General features: G+C 58.6%; 14 protein-coding genes. 8 read left to right on the plus strand and 6 right to left on the minus strand.

The features are described from left to right. The first annotated feature begins 27 nt into the window (after positions 1–27). On the plus strand, positions 28–2286 hold the full coding sequence (locus CAL20_RS08300) for a cyanophycin metabolism-associated ABC transporter (RefSeq protein ID WP_094837615.1): 2259 nt from the start codon (positions 28–30) through the stop codon (positions 2284–2286). Beyond that, positions 2273–2749 (plus strand): cyanophycin metabolism-associated DUF1854 family protein, encoded by a 477-nt coding sequence (locus CAL20_RS08305; RefSeq protein WP_094837616.1) that lies wholly within the window; start codon positions 2273–2275, stop codon positions 2747–2749. Before CAL20_RS08300 ends, CAL20_RS08305 begins: the two co-directional genes overlap by 14 nt. Here CAL20_RS08305 and CAL20_RS08310 read toward each other — a convergent pair whose 3' ends face one another. Beyond that, complete coding sequence (locus CAL20_RS08310; protein WP_094837617.1) at positions 2750–3883, minus strand: GNAT family N-acetyltransferase; 1134 nt, start codon at positions 3881–3883, stop codon at positions 2750–2752. It lies immediately after the preceding gene. Between the two features lie 106 nt (positions 3884–3989). Between CAL20_RS08310 and CAL20_RS08315 the strand changes: the two genes are divergently transcribed. Further along, a complete protein-coding gene (locus CAL20_RS08315; RefSeq protein WP_094837618.1) occupies positions 3990–4808 on the plus strand; it encodes a ferritin-like domain-containing protein in 819 nt (272 codons plus the stop codon). On the opposite strand, the gene CAL20_RS08320 is transcribed toward CAL20_RS08315, so the two are convergent. Beyond that, the gene (locus CAL20_RS08320; protein ID WP_094837619.1) at positions 4805–5749 is read right to left on the minus strand and encodes a LysR family transcriptional regulator; all 945 of its coding nucleotides are present in this window, start codon (positions 5747–5749) and stop codon (positions 4805–4807) included. The two genes, CAL20_RS08315 and CAL20_RS08320, sit on opposite strands and share 4 nt — an antisense overlap. A 168-nt stretch (positions 5750–5917) precedes the next feature. Here CAL20_RS08320 and CAL20_RS08325 point away from each other — a divergent pair, with 168 nt between their 5' ends. The 3 genes from CAL20_RS08325 to CAL20_RS08335 all read left to right on the plus strand — a co-directional run bounded on the left by CAL20_RS08325 (position 5918) and on the right by CAL20_RS08335 (position 9611). Continuing rightward, complete coding sequence (locus CAL20_RS08325; protein WP_094837620.1) at positions 5918–7120, plus strand: pyridoxal phosphate-dependent aminotransferase; 1203 nt, start codon at positions 5918–5920, stop codon at positions 7118–7120. A 50-nt stretch (positions 7121–7170) separates the two neighbouring features. Continuing rightward, positions 7171–8151 carry a Bug family tripartite tricarboxylate transporter substrate binding protein gene (locus tag CAL20_RS08330; protein ID WP_094837621.1) on the plus strand — a complete coding sequence of 327 codons (981 nt, stop codon included), beginning with the start codon at positions 7171–7173 and terminating at the stop codon, positions 8149–8151. Between the two features lie 197 nt (positions 8152–8348). After that, positions 8349–9611 (plus strand): lytic murein transglycosylase, encoded by a 1263-nt coding sequence (locus CAL20_RS08335; protein WP_256981387.1) that lies wholly within the window; start codon positions 8349–8351, stop codon positions 9609–9611. 135 nt (positions 9612–9746) lie between these two features. Here CAL20_RS08335 and CAL20_RS08340 read toward each other — a convergent pair whose 3' ends face one another. Beyond that, positions 9747–10535 carry a DODA-type extradiol aromatic ring-opening family dioxygenase gene (locus CAL20_RS08340; RefSeq protein WP_094837623.1) on the minus strand — a complete coding sequence of 263 codons (789 nt, stop codon included), beginning with the start codon at positions 10533–10535 and terminating at the stop codon, positions 9747–9749. Between the two features lie 137 nt (positions 10536–10672). Next, positions 10673–11578, minus strand: coding sequence for a D-hexose-6-phosphate mutarotase (locus tag CAL20_RS08345; RefSeq protein WP_094837624.1), 906 nt, complete (start codon positions 11576–11578; stop codon positions 10673–10675). Positions 11579–11714: 136 nt separating this feature from the next. Here CAL20_RS08345 and CAL20_RS08350 point away from each other — a divergent pair, with 136 nt between their 5' ends. Then, the gene (locus tag CAL20_RS08350) at positions 11715–11993 is read left to right on the plus strand and encodes a hypothetical protein (RefSeq protein ID WP_094820364.1); all 279 of its coding nucleotides are present in this window, start codon (positions 11715–11717) and stop codon (positions 11991–11993) included. A gap of 30 nt (positions 11994–12023) precedes the next feature. Then, on the plus strand, positions 12024–12917 hold the full coding sequence (locus CAL20_RS08355) for a YihY/virulence factor BrkB family protein (RefSeq protein ID WP_094837625.1): 894 nt from the start codon (positions 12024–12026) through the stop codon (positions 12915–12917). Here CAL20_RS08355 and CAL20_RS08360 read toward each other — a convergent pair. Both CAL20_RS08360 and CAL20_RS08365 read right to left on the minus strand, forming a co-directional pair. Further along, positions 12900–13397 (minus strand): GAF domain-containing protein, encoded by a 498-nt coding sequence (locus CAL20_RS08360; RefSeq protein ID WP_094820366.1) that lies wholly within the window; start codon positions 13395–13397, stop codon positions 12900–12902. The two genes, CAL20_RS08355 and CAL20_RS08360, sit on opposite strands and share 18 nt — an antisense overlap. Next, a complete protein-coding gene (locus CAL20_RS08365; RefSeq protein ID WP_094837626.1) occupies positions 13394–14365 on the minus strand; it encodes a Bug family tripartite tricarboxylate transporter substrate binding protein in 972 nt (323 codons plus the stop codon). The genes CAL20_RS08360 and CAL20_RS08365 overlap by 4 nt, the downstream gene beginning before the upstream one ends. Positions 14366–14398 lie beyond the last annotated feature (33 nt).

The raw sequence follows: 14398 nt of genomic DNA on the forward strand, positions 1-14398 counted from the left end.
CCTCCCGGCCTCGCCGGACCGCCATTCATGAAAAACAAGCCGCCCTTTTTGGGCATCTCCGGGCAGCCTCACGCTGCCCTGTACGACGCAATGCAGTCCCGCCTTGCGCCCGGCGAAGCCATTCTGGCCTGCTTGGAAACCGACCTGGATACCCGGCTGCGTTTCCGCCCTGGCCTGGTTGTATTGACCAATCAACGATTGCTGGCGAAATCCCCCGACCATGAGCAGTGGCGCGAATGGGGACTGACGTCGGCGTTGCGGTTGAGCTTGCATGATCATGCGGGTGCTGCGGTCTTGTCGCTGAATGAGGGCGATGTGGGGCTAGCGGTTTGGTGCTTTACGCTGGCAAATAATTCCGCAGCGTTGCGTTTACTTGCAAAGTTCGAGGCACGGCAACACAGCGCCGCGCTTGACGACAAGCCACGCTGTTCAGGGTGTGGTCAGCCTTTGCCTGCAGAGGATGCCGAGTGCCAGACTTGCGCACCGGCCGTCGAGCCGCCCACGTCGACCTGGGCGCTATTGCGTCTATGGCGTTTTGCAAAGCCCTATCGCGCGGCGCTGATCGCCGGATTCATATTGACCTTGCTCGCGACGGCAGCCACGCTTGTTCCGCCATATCTGACGATGCCCTTAATGGATGACGTGCTGATTCCGTTTCAGAACGGCACGCCGATCGATCATGGCCTGGTGCGTTGGTATCTCGGAGGCTTGCTGCTGTCGGCAGTATTGGCGTGGGGCTTGGGGTGGGCGCGCACATATATTCTGGCGTGGGTGAGCGAGCGTATCGGCGCCGATCTGCGCACCACGACCTACGAGCATTTGCAGCAACTCTCGTTGCAGTATTTCGGCGGCAAACGTACCGGAGATCTGATGTCCCGCATCGGCAGCGAGACGGATCGCATCTGTGTTTTCCTGTCCTTGCATCTGTTGGATTTCGCGACCGATGTGTTGATGATCGCCATGACGGCGGCCATCCTGGTGTCGATCAATCCCTGGTTGGCGCTCGTTACGCTAGCGCCGTTGCCCTTCATTATCTGGATGATCCATGCGGTGCGCGACCGGCTGCGTCATGGCTTCGAGAAAGTCGATCGCATCTGGGCGGAGATCACCAACGTGCTCGCCGATACGATTCCCGGTATACGCGTGGTCAAGGCCTTTGCCCAGGAAAAGCGCGAGGTACAGCGTTTCCGGCAGGCGAATAATCGCAACCTCGAGGTCAACGATCGCGTCAATAGTTTGTGGTCCTTGTTCTCGCCTACCGTCACGCTGTTGACGGAAATCGGCTTGCTCATCGTGTGGGTGTTCGGCATTTGGCAAGTCGCCAACAAACAGATCACGGTGGGGGTGCTGGCGGCATTCCTGGCCTATATCGGTCGTTTCTATACGCGGCTCGATTCGATGAGCCGCATCGTATCCGTCACACAGAAAGCCGCCGCTGGCGCCAAACGGATTTTCGATATTCTCGATCACGTGTCCAGCGTTCCTGAGCCTGCCGTTCCTGCGCGGCTGGAGCGGCTGGACGGCCGTATCGAGCTGCGCAATGTGGCGTTCCGCTATGGCAATCGCTCGGTGATCCGAGGCCTCAATCTCAGTATCGAGCCTGGGGAAATGATCGGGTTGGTAGGCCACAGCGGGTCGGGAAAAAGCACCCTGATCAACTTGATCTGCCGTTTTTACGATGTGTCCGAGGGCGCCATTCTGGTAGGTGACACCGATATCCGTTTGCTGCGCATTGCGGATTATCGGCGCAACATCGGTCTCGTATTGCAAGAGCCGTTTCTGTTCTTTGGCTCCATTGCTGAAAACATTGCCTACGGTAAACCGGAAGCGACACGCGACGAGATTGTTGCCGCGGCGCGCGCGGCGCATGCGCATGATTTCATCTTGCGCCTGCCGCATGGTTATGACTCTCTGGTGGGCGAGCGTGGCCAGGCGCTTTCAGGTGGCGAGCGTCAACGGATTTCCATCGCGCGGGCATTGTTGATTGATCCTCGTGTGTTGATTCTGGACGAGGCAACATCTTCGGTCGATACGACGACAGAAAAGGAAATCCAGAAGGCTCTGGATAACCTGGTTCGCGGACGGACGACGATTGCGATCGCACACCGTCTCAGTACCCTGCGCCGTGCGGATCGTCTGGTGGTGTTGGATCACGGCAGCATCATCGAACAGGGCGGGCATGAGGAGCTGATGGCCCGCAAGGGGGCGTACTATCGGCTGTATCAGGCCCAGGCGCGCACCAACGAAAACGACCTGCTTTCAGAGGACGACGATGAACAATACTAAGCCGGCGTTTTCCTTGCGTCTCAATGTCTCAGGCCGCTGGGTATACGTATCGTCGGAGGGTCAAACACACGAGGATGTTCAGGTGGTGAGGGCGTTTCCGATCAGCGATCCTCTGCATGGCATCTCCATTGTGAGTGCGGACGGATATGAACTGCTGTGGCTGGACACGTTGGATGACCTGCCTCGCGAGACGCAGCAGCAGGTAAATGATGCCTTGGCGAGTCGCGAGTTCATGCCGGAGATTCTGCGTATTAACGCGGTGTCCACCTACGCCACGCCCTCCGTCTGGGACGTTCAGACAGATAGAGGCGATACCTCGTTCACACTGAAGGGCGAAGAGGACATCCGCCGCCTGGTTGGTCAGACCCTCTTGATTGACGATAGCCACGGCATTCATTATCTGATTCGCGATGTGGCGGCGTTGGATAAACACAGCCGGCGCTTGCTGGATCACTTTCTGTAATCAGGGCACGCGCCGAAATGGTGTGTGGGCTTCCAGTTCGCCCAGGTATCCATCCACCGCCTGTGTCTCGCGTTCCAGAAAATCCTCGATCGCTGCGGCGAATCTGGCATCGGCAATCCAATGCGCCGACCAGGTAGACGTGGGCAGCAGACCGCGCGCCATCTTGTGCTCGCCTTGCGCGCCCCCTTCGAAACTGGCCAGCCCATGTTGAATACAGTAGTCGATGGACTGTAAATAGCAGGTCTCGAAATGCAGGCCCGAGACGAATTCCAGCGATCCCCAATAACGCCCATAGAGCGTATCGCCGCCACGCATGTTCAAGGCTGCGGCGATAGGTTGCCCGTCTCGTAACGCCACAATCAACACCATGGCATTCGGCATCTCGCGATGCAGGCGTTCAAAAAACTCTGCGCTCAGATAGGGCGCATTGCCGTGCGCGAAATAGGTCTGCTCATAGCAACGATAGAAAAAGGCCAAGGACTGCGGATCGATTTGCGTGCCATGCAGCCAGCGATATTCGATGCCTGCCTCAAGGACCTTTTTGCGATCCTGGCGGATTTTTTTTCGTTTGTCGTGATTCAAGGCCGCCAGAAAATCATCGAGATGCGCGTATCCCGCATTGCGCCAATGAAACTGCACGCCTTCGCGCACCATATAGCCGCCCTCACGCAACGCGAGTAAATCGTCTTTTTCGGGGAACAGCAGGTGCAGCGAAGAGACCTTCAATCCTTGCGCCAATTCGATCAAGCCCTGCGCCAGGATAAGGCGGTCTTCTGCGTTGCCGGCCAGTAGCCGCGGTCCGCTGACCGGTGTAAACGGGATCGAACTCAACAGCTTCGGGTAATAGCGCAAACCATGCCGCTCAAACGCATCGGCCCAGGCGTAATCAAAAACGTACTCGCCACGTGAATGGGATTTCAAATAGAGCGGTACGCCACCGACCACGCGCTCGTCGCGGCGCAACACCAGGTAGTATGGTGCCCAACCTGTATCGGGGGAGGCGCAGCCCGTCTCGTGCAGGGCCGACAGAAACTCGTGGCGCACAAAGGGTTGGTCGCCCGCCAACGCGTTCCATTCGGACGGGTCTATGTCGGATAACGAGGCGGCGATGCCGAGGCGGGCGGGAGAGGTCATGACGTAATGATAAAGTCTGGCCGGCGACTTGCCGCAGTCCGGGATGCCGGCATTGTGGTTACTATGGAGCACACCGATTGCAAAGTGACGATTTTCTCGTTTTTGTATGACCGATACTGTGATTTCCGCCTCGATCAACACCGATTTGCGTAGCCAGGCGCTGTCAGCCTTGGCCGCGCGGACCTGGCCAGATAAATTGGCTGCCGTCCGGGCTATCTGCGACGATGCTGAGCTGATCCCCGATGTGGTGTTGGAAGAGCCTGCCAATTTGCCCGGACGCCCCGACGCACCTGAGCTCGTACCGCCTCAACAGGTCAAGCAGCGTTCTGTGCAGTCTCCAGAGGGGCGCGCCGTGTTGTTGCATGCGCTCGCGCATATTGAATTCAATGCGGTGAATCTGGCGCTGGATGCGGTGTGGCGTTACCCGGGCATGCCCGAGGATTTCTATCGCGACTGGCTGCGAGTCGCGCGTGAGGAGGCCTATCATTTCGACCTGCTCAATACGCATCTAGGCACGCTGGGCCACGTCTACGGCGATTTTCCCGCGCACAACGGGCTATGGGAAATGGCAGAGAAAACCCGTGACGATCTGCTGGCCCGTCTGGCGCTGGTGCCGCGTACTCTCGAGGCCCGCGGCCTGGATGCCTCACCGCTCATTCGCGACAAGCTGATCAGTGCAGGGGACAAGGACGGCGGCGCGATTCTGGACATCATCCTGCGCGACGAGATCGGGCACGTGGCAATTGGGAATCACTGGTTTCGCTATCTGTGCGATCAGCAGGGGCTGGACCCTGTGGCCTGCTATGCGGAGCTGGCGCAACGTTATAGCGCCCCAAAGCTGCGCGGGCCATTCAATCTCGAGGCGCGCCGGTTAGCGGGGTTTGACGAAGCCGAGCTGGCGGCGTTGCAAGGGACTGTTCGCTAACGCAGCGGAATTGTGGGATTCAGATCATTATCCGCGCTGGGGTATTCCGGCCTGCACGAAAAATCGCATAGCTCGATAGCCTTGCTGATGACCAGATCGATGGCGGGGCTGCGGTTGTCTTCGTGGCACACGGCGCTGTAAATGGTCTCCGGCGGCATGGGATTGCTGCGTACGATTTTCAGCACTCCGCTATCGATATCCTGACGCACGTAATCAAGCGGCATCTGGCTGATGCCCAGGCCGCAGGCCACCATTTCACGCCGCACCACCAGACTGTTGGTCGTAAATACGGGACCGAATACAAAACCGTTTTCTGCTCTCCACGCTGCGTAGAAACGATTCTTTGCAGAGTCTTCGACTTGTTCCAGCACGGGATAGTTGGCGAATTCTGCAGGCTGTAGTGGACGATTGGGGATGCAGACATGCGCCCCTGCCATCCAATAGTCCTGAGTCTGGCCCACGCGCACGGTGGTATAGCCGTTTTTCCAATAGGTCCCGGCCATGATGGCCAGATCCAGCCGCCCCGACTCCACCTTGCGAAACAGCGTGACCCCGGACTCCACCAGAGGTTCCAGCCGCAGTTCAGGGTGGCTGATATGCAATTGTTGAATCAATCGGCTGAACCATGTCAGCGCGATCAGCTCTGTGACACCTATCCGTAGTACGCCCTTGATGGTCTGCTCGGTGCCCGCCAAATCCTCGATTTGCGTACGCAGCTGTATGGATTGGGTGGCGAGCGGCAATAAACGGTGGCCCAGACTGGTCAGCGCCAATCCTGCCGGTCTGCGATGCAGGACCAGACCGTCCAGCATGGTTTCAAGCTCGCTCACGCGCTTGGAGATCGCGGACTGAGTCGTATGCAATCGTGCCGCCGCAGCATTGAAGCTGCCCAGCTTGATGCTGAAATAAAACGCTTCGAGCTGCTTGAATGTGGGATTCATGGTTTGAGAGGGTGGCCCGGCTGCAAAACAATCAAAGCGAATTTCACGCAAGTGATTGTCAGTCAAGGCAGGAAAAAAAGGAATAGGGCCGACTGCCGATTATTCGTTATGCCGTTCGCACAGACCTGCCACATACTTTTGTCATTTCCATGACAACGGTCTGTAAGCATGATTGCCATCTCCACCCGTCTGCAACGCATCAAGCCTTCCCCGAGTTCGATGGCTGGCGCACGTGCCCGCGAATTGCGAGCCCAGGGGCGCGACATTGTCGGCCTGACGGCGGGAGAGCCGGATTTCGATACGCCCGAGCACATCAAGGAAGCCGCCTGGCAAGCCATGCAACAAGGCAAAACGCGCTATACCGATGTAGGCGGCACGCCGGAATTGCGCGAGGCCATTCGGCAAAAGTTGTTGCGTGAGAACGGCCTGGATTACGCCGTCAATGAAATCGTGGCGGGCACGGGCGCCAAGCAAATCGTGTTCAACGCGCTGATGAGCACGCTGGAGCCGGGCGACGAGGTGATCATCCCGGCGCCGTACTGGGTATCGTATCCCGACATCACGCTGCTGGCCGATGGCAAACCTGTTTTCGTTACGGGCAGGCCCGAGCAGGGATTCAAGCTGCAACCCGAGGATCTCGAGCGGGCGATCACGGCACGCACCCGTTGGCTGCTTTTGAATTCGCCCAATAACCCCAGCGGTGCGACGTATACCCGCGACGAGTTGTCGGCATTGGGCGAGGTGTTGAAGCGTCATCCCCAGGTATGGGTGATGACTGATGATATCTATGAACATCTGCTTTACGACGGCCGCGAATTTTGCACGATGGCTCAAGTCGTGCCGGAACTGAAGGACCGCACACTGACCATCAATGGCGTCTCCAAATCCTATGCGATGACGGGCTGGCGTATCGGCTATGGGGCCGCGCCTGTCGAGTTGTGCAAAGCCATGGTCAAGCTGCAATCGCAAAGCACGTCCAATCCCAACGCCATTGCGCAGGCCGCCACCGTCGCGGCGTTGAATGGGCCGCAGGACTTCATAGCGACGAGCCGTCGCAGTTTTGAGGCGCGGCGCGACCTGGTGGTCGAGGCACTGAACGAGATTGATGGCATTCAGGCTTACAGGCCCGAGGGCGCTTTTTATATTTTCGCCGCTTGCGATCCCCTGTTTGGGTTGAAAACACCGGATGGGCGCGTGATCAACAACAGTGACGATTGGGTGATGCATTTGCTCGATGCCCAGAATCTGGCCGTCCTGCAGGGCAGTGCTTACGGAATTCCCAGTCACTTCCGTCTATCTTTCGCAGCCAGCGACGCGCAGCTGCTGGAAGGGTGTCGACGTATTGCGCGTGCTCGCGCAGTGCTTTCTTGACGGTGGACGTCTGACGTCCACATCAACATGTTTGGCTACAAGGGGAATCAATGAAAACCAAACGCAGCATGTCGCTGATCAAGACAATCGGTGCAGCGCTATCGATGATGGCCGCTAGCGCTTTCGCGGCCGAGTTTCCAACTCAGCCTGTTCATATCCTGGTGGGGTTTTCACCCGGGGGATCGAACGATCTGATTGCGCGCTTGATTGCGCCGGAGTTGAGTAAAGAGCTGGGTCAGCAGGTCGTGATTGAAAACAAACCAGGAGCCAACGGCAATATCGCGGCCGATGCATTGCTCAAGGCCGAGCCGGATGGGCACACCCTGCTGGTGTGCACCACCGGTTTCATGTCCGTGCAGCCGACGCTATATCCCAGCCTGCGTATCAAACCCGCAACCGATATCCTGCCCGTGACCCTGGTCGGGATGACGCCCTATTTGGCGTTGGTGAACGCCAAGGTGCCGGTTAAAACCATGCAAGAGTTCATCGACTATGCGAAGCAGAATCCGGGCAAACTGAGTTTTGCGTCCTCGGGCGTTGGCGCCGCTGGCCATTTAGTGGGTGAAGCCATGCAGCATTTGGCAGGCGTGAAGATGCTGCACATCCCGTACAAGGGCACCGGTCAGGCGTTGAGCGATCTGGTGTCGGGCGAAGTCCAGGTCATTTTCGATCAGCCCATCAGTTCATACCAGTATGTGCAAAGCGGCCAGTTGCGTGCATTGGCGGCCGTTAACCCGAAACGGTTGACGGCGTTTCCGGACATCCCTTCTGTGTCAGAGGTCGGCCTGCCCAAATTGGATCTGGTGCCTTGGACAGGACTTTGCGCTGGAAAAGGTACGCCTGCCGAGGTGCTGGACAAGGTGCAGCGGGCGGTCAGCAAGGTGCTGGCAAAGCCAGAAATCGCGAAGCGTCTGAGCGGTGATGGGGTTGAGGTAGTGGGCAATACACCGGCAGAGTTTGCTGCCTTTTTGCAACAGGATCGCGAGCGTTGGCATCGGGCAGTGGAGAGCGCGGGTATTCCTCCGACTTGATGGATATGGATCGGCGGTCGGCCCGATATGGTCTGTCGAATGTTGGGCCACCGTCGCGGTGAAAAAGGAAGAGGAGGGCCGATCTAGCGTGTCAGGCCGGTTACAGCGCGATACTATGGCGTCACCTCGCCAGTCGGCTATTTTTTGCGCCAGCTTATAAAATCCCGCCCATGACACTACGAAACTCCTTGCCCGTTATGACTCTCGCGCTGTGGGCGGGCGCTGCACCGCTGGCGTTAGCCGCTACGGCTGGCAATGCCGCCGTCGAAGCTGCTTCGGCCACCGCCTATAGTTCCGCCGATTTCGCGCAATGCCTGTCGCAATTGCGTGGCCAGGCGATCAAGCAAGGCGTATCGGCCAGCACCTACGATACCTACACCAAAGATCTCGAGCCGGACCTGAGTGTCCTGCCGCTGCTGGACGCGCAGCCCGAGTTCAAAACGCCGATCTGGGACTATATGGCCTCGCTGGTTGACGACGAGCGCGTTGCCGACGGCAAGCTCGCCCTGCAGCAGTGGCAGGCCGAGTTGTCTCGTGCGCAGTCTCAGTTTGGCGTAGATCCTGCGTCTGTGGTCGCCGTGTGGGGCGTTGAGAGCAATTTCGGCAGAATCCTGGGCGGGCGTCCGTTGCTGACATCGTTATCGACCTTGTCATGTGTCGGCCGCCGGCAAAGCTATTTCCGTGGCGAGTTCTTTTCCACGCTCAAGATCATCCAGCAAGAACACCTGGGCGTCGAACGACTGAATGGTTCGTGGGCAGGCGCATTTGGCCAGACGCAGTTCATGCCCTCGACGTATCTGCGATTGGCCGTAGACTTTGATGGCGACGGCCGTCGCGATCTGGTCGATAGCGTGCCGGATGCACTGGGCTCGACTGCCAACTTCCTCAAACGCGCCGGATGGAAACCCGATATGCCTTGGGGCTTTGAGGTGAGTCTGCCCGACGGCATGGATACTTCGGGCGCCGGACGTCGCAACAAACAGCCCATATCCGCCTGGGCGGCAAAGGGCGTCAAAAGGGCTGATGGCAGCGCGTTGCCTGCCGGCGATATGCAGGTCGCGTTGTTATTGCCTGCTGGCCCTTCTGGTCCTGCGTTTTTAGTGACACGAAATTTTGACGCGATATATTCATACAACGCGGCAGAAAGCTACGCACTGGCGATCTCGCATCTGTCGGATCGCTTGCGCGGCGCTGGGCCGTTTGTACATGCGTGGCCGACCGATGATCCAGGCCTCTCGCGCGCCCAACGGCGTGAGCTGCAGACCTTGTTGATCGCGCGCGGTTTCGATATCGGCCAGCCCGACGGCATGATAGGTGCGCGTACCCGCGAGGCCCTGAAATCCATCCAGCGCGACGCAGGCCTGACGCCCGATGGCCGGGCGGGGATGAAGTCGTTGCAATGGCTGCAGCAGAATGCGCCGGCGGAGCAGCCCACGACGAGCGGAGCTGCATCGCAGTAGTCCAGTGCTTGGCAGTGGGCTTTGCGCTCGTGCTTGCCAGGATGCGGGAGTGACGTTGCGCGCGTCAACGTCACTGCCGTTCTCGGCGAGGTCGCCGATGCACGGCAAGACCTCGGCATGAGATGTATCGACTACTCAGTGCACAGCGGGTGCATTGAACACATAGCTGTCCATGGACAACACACCATGCGTGATGCCCCCATCCAGCACATCGACCCGGGCATCGGGGGCCGCCGCGCCTGCGGCGATCAACAGCGGCAGATAGTGTTCGGCAGTAGGATGTGCGCGCCGTGCTTGCGGTGCGTGTTCCAAATAGCCCACCAGCGCATCCTGATCATGCGTTTGCACGGCTTGCCGAGCCCAGTCCGCGAACGCTTTCACATACGGTTCATCCGCGCCATACTGGCGAAATTCGTACAGGTTGTGCGTCAAACTGCCCGAGCCGACAATCAACACGCCTTGTTGCGATAGTGGCGCCAAAGCCTGTCCCAGCGCCCAGGTCTGTTCCGGGCTGATATGCATCGGCAATGAGAGCTGCAGCACGGGAATTTGATGTTCCGGGAACATGTGCATCATCGGCACCCAGGCGCCATGATCCAGCCCGCGTTCGGTATCCAGGTCCGCGTGATACCCCGCGTTTCTCAGCAATGCGGCAATGCGTTCGGCCAACACTGGATCGCCGGCGACGGGGTATTGCAACGCGTACAATTCAGCGGGAAAACCGCCAAAATCGTGAATGGTCTGAGGACGCGCAGAGGCGGTAATAGTCAGACCCCGCGTCATCCAGTGCGGCGAGACGATCAGCACGGCACGCGGGGAGGGTAGGCGCTCGCCCAACGCTTTCAGTTGCGGGCCGGCCAAGCCTGGCTCGACCGCAAAGGTCGGGGCACCATGAGAGACGAAAAGCGTAGGTTGGGCTTGCATAGCAGATATCTCCGATAAAACAGGGGCGCCTCAAACGCATTGAGGACGCCGTTTTCACTACTGTAATTCTGTTGTTATTTGAGATAAATCTGCTTTTGGTGGACAGATTGTTTCGAATTCCGGATTAATGGGTGTCTTTAGTTCGTCGTCGCCCAATTGATCGACAATGACACGCTTTCGGTTGCCCCCGGAGCCACTGTCAATGCGTCGTCTAGCACCCGGGCAGTTTCGATGCATGCCATGTGCGACCACGAGTCGTTCGCCATATCTGCCAATCGCGCGGCCTTGGCCGCACCGGGGTTCCACACCACGGAGGATCGTGAGCCGTTCGCTTGCAGACGGATGTCGCGTTTCCAACCAGGGTCATGCAGCGTGATGGGCGTAGTGGTATCCAGGTAGATACGGTCGGTTTCGCCATTGAATCTGACAGGGCCTTGCTGTTGGCGAGGTTCCCAATTTTCCAAGGTGTCCAAATAGCGATGACCCTCGAGTCCCTGGATGGTGACATGCTGGCTGTCCGAGACGGCCAAGTAAGTATGCAGCGCCAGCGTGGTGGTCAGATCTTGCACTCCTCTGTTGCGCACGGATAGTGTGATTTCGATGTTCTTGCCGAACCGCATCCGCAGCGTGAGCTGCGCATGATGTATCCATCCCGGCGCATGGCCTCGCGGGGCCTCGAAGGTGAACTCCAGGCTCGCGGTATCAGCCTCTGTATGTTGCGCCGCCAACTGCCAGTCTACCTGTCGCACCCAGCCGTGCGACGAGACGCCGGGCGCGGCGGCCACACTGTCTCGCACGGATTGCGGGTTGCGGTCGTAGACGCCGAACCATGGCCAGCAAATCGGGATTCCACCACGCACAGCAGTGCCGGGTTTGAAAACGGCCTGCTCGGACAACCAGATTAAGGGCCGGCCTCCCGCCGGGGTATAGCTCAACAATTGAGCGCCTTGCTGAGACACCAGCGCGCTTCCATACGGGGTGTTGATGCGCCAACCTGCTAAAGCGCCGATCGATGTCGGCTCGATACGTGGATGTGAGGTCATAGGGCGTGGCCAGGGGGAAAAATGGAAATGGTACCCGGGATACGCAGTATTGCATGTGTTGCCTCATGATGACATCTATGACCTCTGGCACGTGACTTGCTGGGCCATCGGTTTACTGTATCGATCAAGGAATATCATGCCTGCACATTCCCTACCCGAGACTTCCATTCCCGCTCGAGATGCCGGCTCGATGTTGAGAGAGTTGAAATCCTTTGACGACGAAAGGCCCGGTTTTCCCGGCGAACATCTGATCGTGTTCAGCCTGGGCGCCTTGCTGATGGTTGCGGGTATGCGTAGTCGTACCGTGCTGCGGCGAGGTATTCTGACTGCGGTCGGTACCGCGTTGATCGGGCGCGCCGCCAGTGGTAAAGACGGCATTGCGCGCGTGGCGCGAGTGGTGAAGCGGTTGAGCTGATGAGCAGTCCCGGCCCATGCGGAGCGCCGAATGCATATCAAACGTTTCTACGGCTTAGCCAAACAGGCCGTCAATAGCTGGCTGGATGATTATGCGCCGAGTATGGGCGCGGCTATCGCGTTCTATACCGTGTTCTCTTTGGCGCCTTTAGTCATCATTGTCATCGCGATCGCCGGCTTTTTCTGGGGCGAAGAAGCCGTTCGCGGCCAACTGTTTCAGCAGGTCCACGCCATGATCGGCGCAGAAGGCGCCAAGACGATTGAAGGCGTCGTCCGAGGTGCCCAGGAGCCGTCGCAAGGTATCGTGGCCACCGTTATCAGTGTTGCGGTATTGGTGGTTGGCGCGACGACAGTGTTCTCTGAGCTGCAAAGCGCGCTGGATCGCATTTGGAAAGTCAGTGCAAAGAAACAGTCCGGGATATGGAGCATGATCCGGGCCCGTTTGCTGTCCTTTGGGTTGGTGCTGACACTGGCCTTTTTGTTGATGGTCTCACTGATCATCAGCTCGATACTCGCAGCATTGGGCAGTTGGGCGGGCGTCATTATGCCCGGCTGGGAAGTTCTGCTGCAGGGGCTGAATATCGCCGTGACATTGGGGACGTTGACGCTGCTGTTTGCGTTGATCTATCGATTCATGCCGCAGGCGCCTGTCGCCTGGCGGGACGTCTGGACCGGCGCTTTCGTGACGGCGGTGCTATTTGAGACCGGCAAATCCTTGATCGGACTGTACCTGGGGAAAGCGTCGGTCGCGTCCTCCTACGCGGCGGCAGGCTCGCTCGTGATCGTACTGATCTGGGTGTATTACGCCGCGCAGGTTTTCTTGCTGGGGGCGGAGTTCACCCGGATATACGCCGAGGCGCATGGTTCGCGCCGCGAGCGTGTTCGCGAACCAACGCCCGACACGGGATCAGCGGGGAAATCCTGACACTGTCAAATACGCCGCCAGTCGCGCAAAGCTGACATGCGCATCGTGAACACGTGCTTCGCGCATCAGAAAATTGACCGTGCCGAGGCATACGTCGCCCACGACCACCGGTACATTGATCACCGACTGCAGGCCTAGCCCCAAGATCGCCGAATGGTCGTCAAACGAGGCCCGTATCGCGTCCGGGCCTTCGCCGACATAGATACGCCGCTGCAACAACACGTGTTCCCCCCAGGGCATGCCGCGTTTCTGCTTCGACCCGCCAGGCGGATAGGACACGGGATCTGAACTGTACAGCCGCACCACAGCCATGTTGACCGAGTCGAAACGATTGACCGTGCATAACGCCTGTTGCAACACGGGTTGAGACCATTTATCCATGGCCGCAAATACCGCCGCAGGATCGGTGCTGGTCAGTGCATCAGTCACGACGGCACCATCGCGCACTGCCTGGGCGATTCGAACGTCCAATTCCGTCATTGCGCCTTGATCCCCATTTCGCGCACGATGGCGGAGTATTTTTGTGCATCGGCCGCCAGCGTCTTGGCAAAGCCATCCGGCGTCGATTGCATGACCAGCACTCCCATATCGCCCATTTTCTTTTTCACTTCCGGCAGGTCCAGGATGCGGTTGATTTCTTTATTCAAGCTGGCAACCAACTCGGGGTCCATTCCAGCCGGCCCGAACGCGCCGTACCAAACAGCCATCGAATAACCCGGCACGGTTTCCGCAACGGTAGGGACATCGGACAACAGTGGCGAACGCGATTCCTCGGTCACTGCCAACAGCTTCAGTTTCTTTGCCTGCACGTGCGGCAAAGTCTGCGTGCCCGCGCTGAACAGCACCTGCGTACGATCCGCGACCGTGTCCAAGACCGCTGGCGCGCCGCCGCGATAGGGGATGTGAACCATCTTGATGCCGGTCGCTTTCTCGAACATGGCCGCGCTCAAGTGGTTGGTCGAACCGGGGCCTGCCGAGGCATACGCGATTTTTTCGGGGTTCGCCTTGGCATAGTCGATGAACTCTTTGACGTTATTGACTGGCAGCGAAGGGTTCACCACCATCGTGTTCGTCACCAGCGCGAGTTCCGCGATCGGCGTAAAGCTTTTCACGCCATCAAATGGCATGTTGTCGTAGAGTGCCTCGTTCATCGTATGCGTGCTCATGGACCCGACCAGCAGGGTGTAGCCATCCGGTTCCGAGCGCGCCACAAATGCCGATCCAATATTGCCTGAGGCTCCCGAGCGGTTTTCCACGATCACCGGCTGGCCATATGTCTTGGTCATCTGTTCGGACAGCATGCGCGCCAGAATATCTGTCGAGCCACCTGCTGCCCACGGCACGATCAGCGTAATCGGTTTCTCTGGCCATGCCGCCATTGCTGCAGCAGGCACGATGCCTGCCGCTAAAACGAAGGCGCGTAATGCGCTGCGAAATGAAAAAGTCATGGATCAATCCCCTTGTTATGTGCGGCCTGCGCC

Origin of the sequence: Bordetella genomosp. 4 (assembly GCF_002261185.1) — a bacterium.
GTDB lineage: Bacteria > Pseudomonadota > Gammaproteobacteria > Burkholderiales > Burkholderiaceae_B > Bordetella_A.

Coding starts and splice junctions, on each gene's coding strand:
- CAL20_RS08300 (WP_094837615.1), top strand. CDS start 28: ATGAAAAACAAGCCGCCCTTTTTGGGCATCTCCGGGCAGCCTCACGCT.
- CAL20_RS08305 (WP_094837616.1), top strand. CDS start 2,273: ATGAACAATACTAAGCCGGCGTTTTCCTTGCGTCTCAATGTCTCAGGC.
- CAL20_RS08310 (WP_094837617.1), bottom strand. CDS start 3,883: ATGACCTCTCCCGCCCGCCTCGGCATCGCCGCCTCGTTATCCGACATA.
- CAL20_RS08315 (WP_094837618.1), top strand. CDS start 3,990: ATGACCGATACTGTGATTTCCGCCTCGATCAACACCGATTTGCGTAGC.
- CAL20_RS08320 (WP_094837619.1), bottom strand. CDS start 5,749: ATGAATCCCACATTCAAGCAGCTCGAAGCGTTTTATTTCAGCATCAAG.
- CAL20_RS08325 (WP_094837620.1), top strand. CDS start 5,918: ATGATTGCCATCTCCACCCGTCTGCAACGCATCAAGCCTTCCCCGAGT.
- CAL20_RS08330 (WP_094837621.1), top strand. CDS start 7,171: ATGAAAACCAAACGCAGCATGTCGCTGATCAAGACAATCGGTGCAGCG.
- CAL20_RS08335 (WP_256981387.1), top strand. CDS start 8,349: ATGACTCTCGCGCTGTGGGCGGGCGCTGCACCGCTGGCGTTAGCCGCT.
- CAL20_RS08340 (WP_094837623.1), bottom strand. CDS start 10,535: ATGCAAGCCCAACCTACGCTTTTCGTCTCTCATGGTGCCCCGACCTTT.
- CAL20_RS08345 (WP_094837624.1), bottom strand. CDS start 11,578: ATGACCTCACATCCACGTATCGAGCCGACATCGATCGGCGCTTTAGCA.
- CAL20_RS08350 (WP_094820364.1), top strand. CDS start 11,715: ATGCCTGCACATTCCCTACCCGAGACTTCCATTCCCGCTCGAGATGCC.
- CAL20_RS08355 (WP_094837625.1), top strand. CDS start 12,024: ATGCATATCAAACGTTTCTACGGCTTAGCCAAACAGGCCGTCAATAGC.
- CAL20_RS08360 (WP_094820366.1), bottom strand. CDS start 13,397: ATGACGGAATTGGACGTTCGAATCGCCCAGGCAGTGCGCGATGGTGCC.
- CAL20_RS08365 (WP_094837626.1), bottom strand. CDS start 14,365: ATGACTTTTTCATTTCGCAGCGCATTACGCGCCTTCGTTTTAGCGGCA.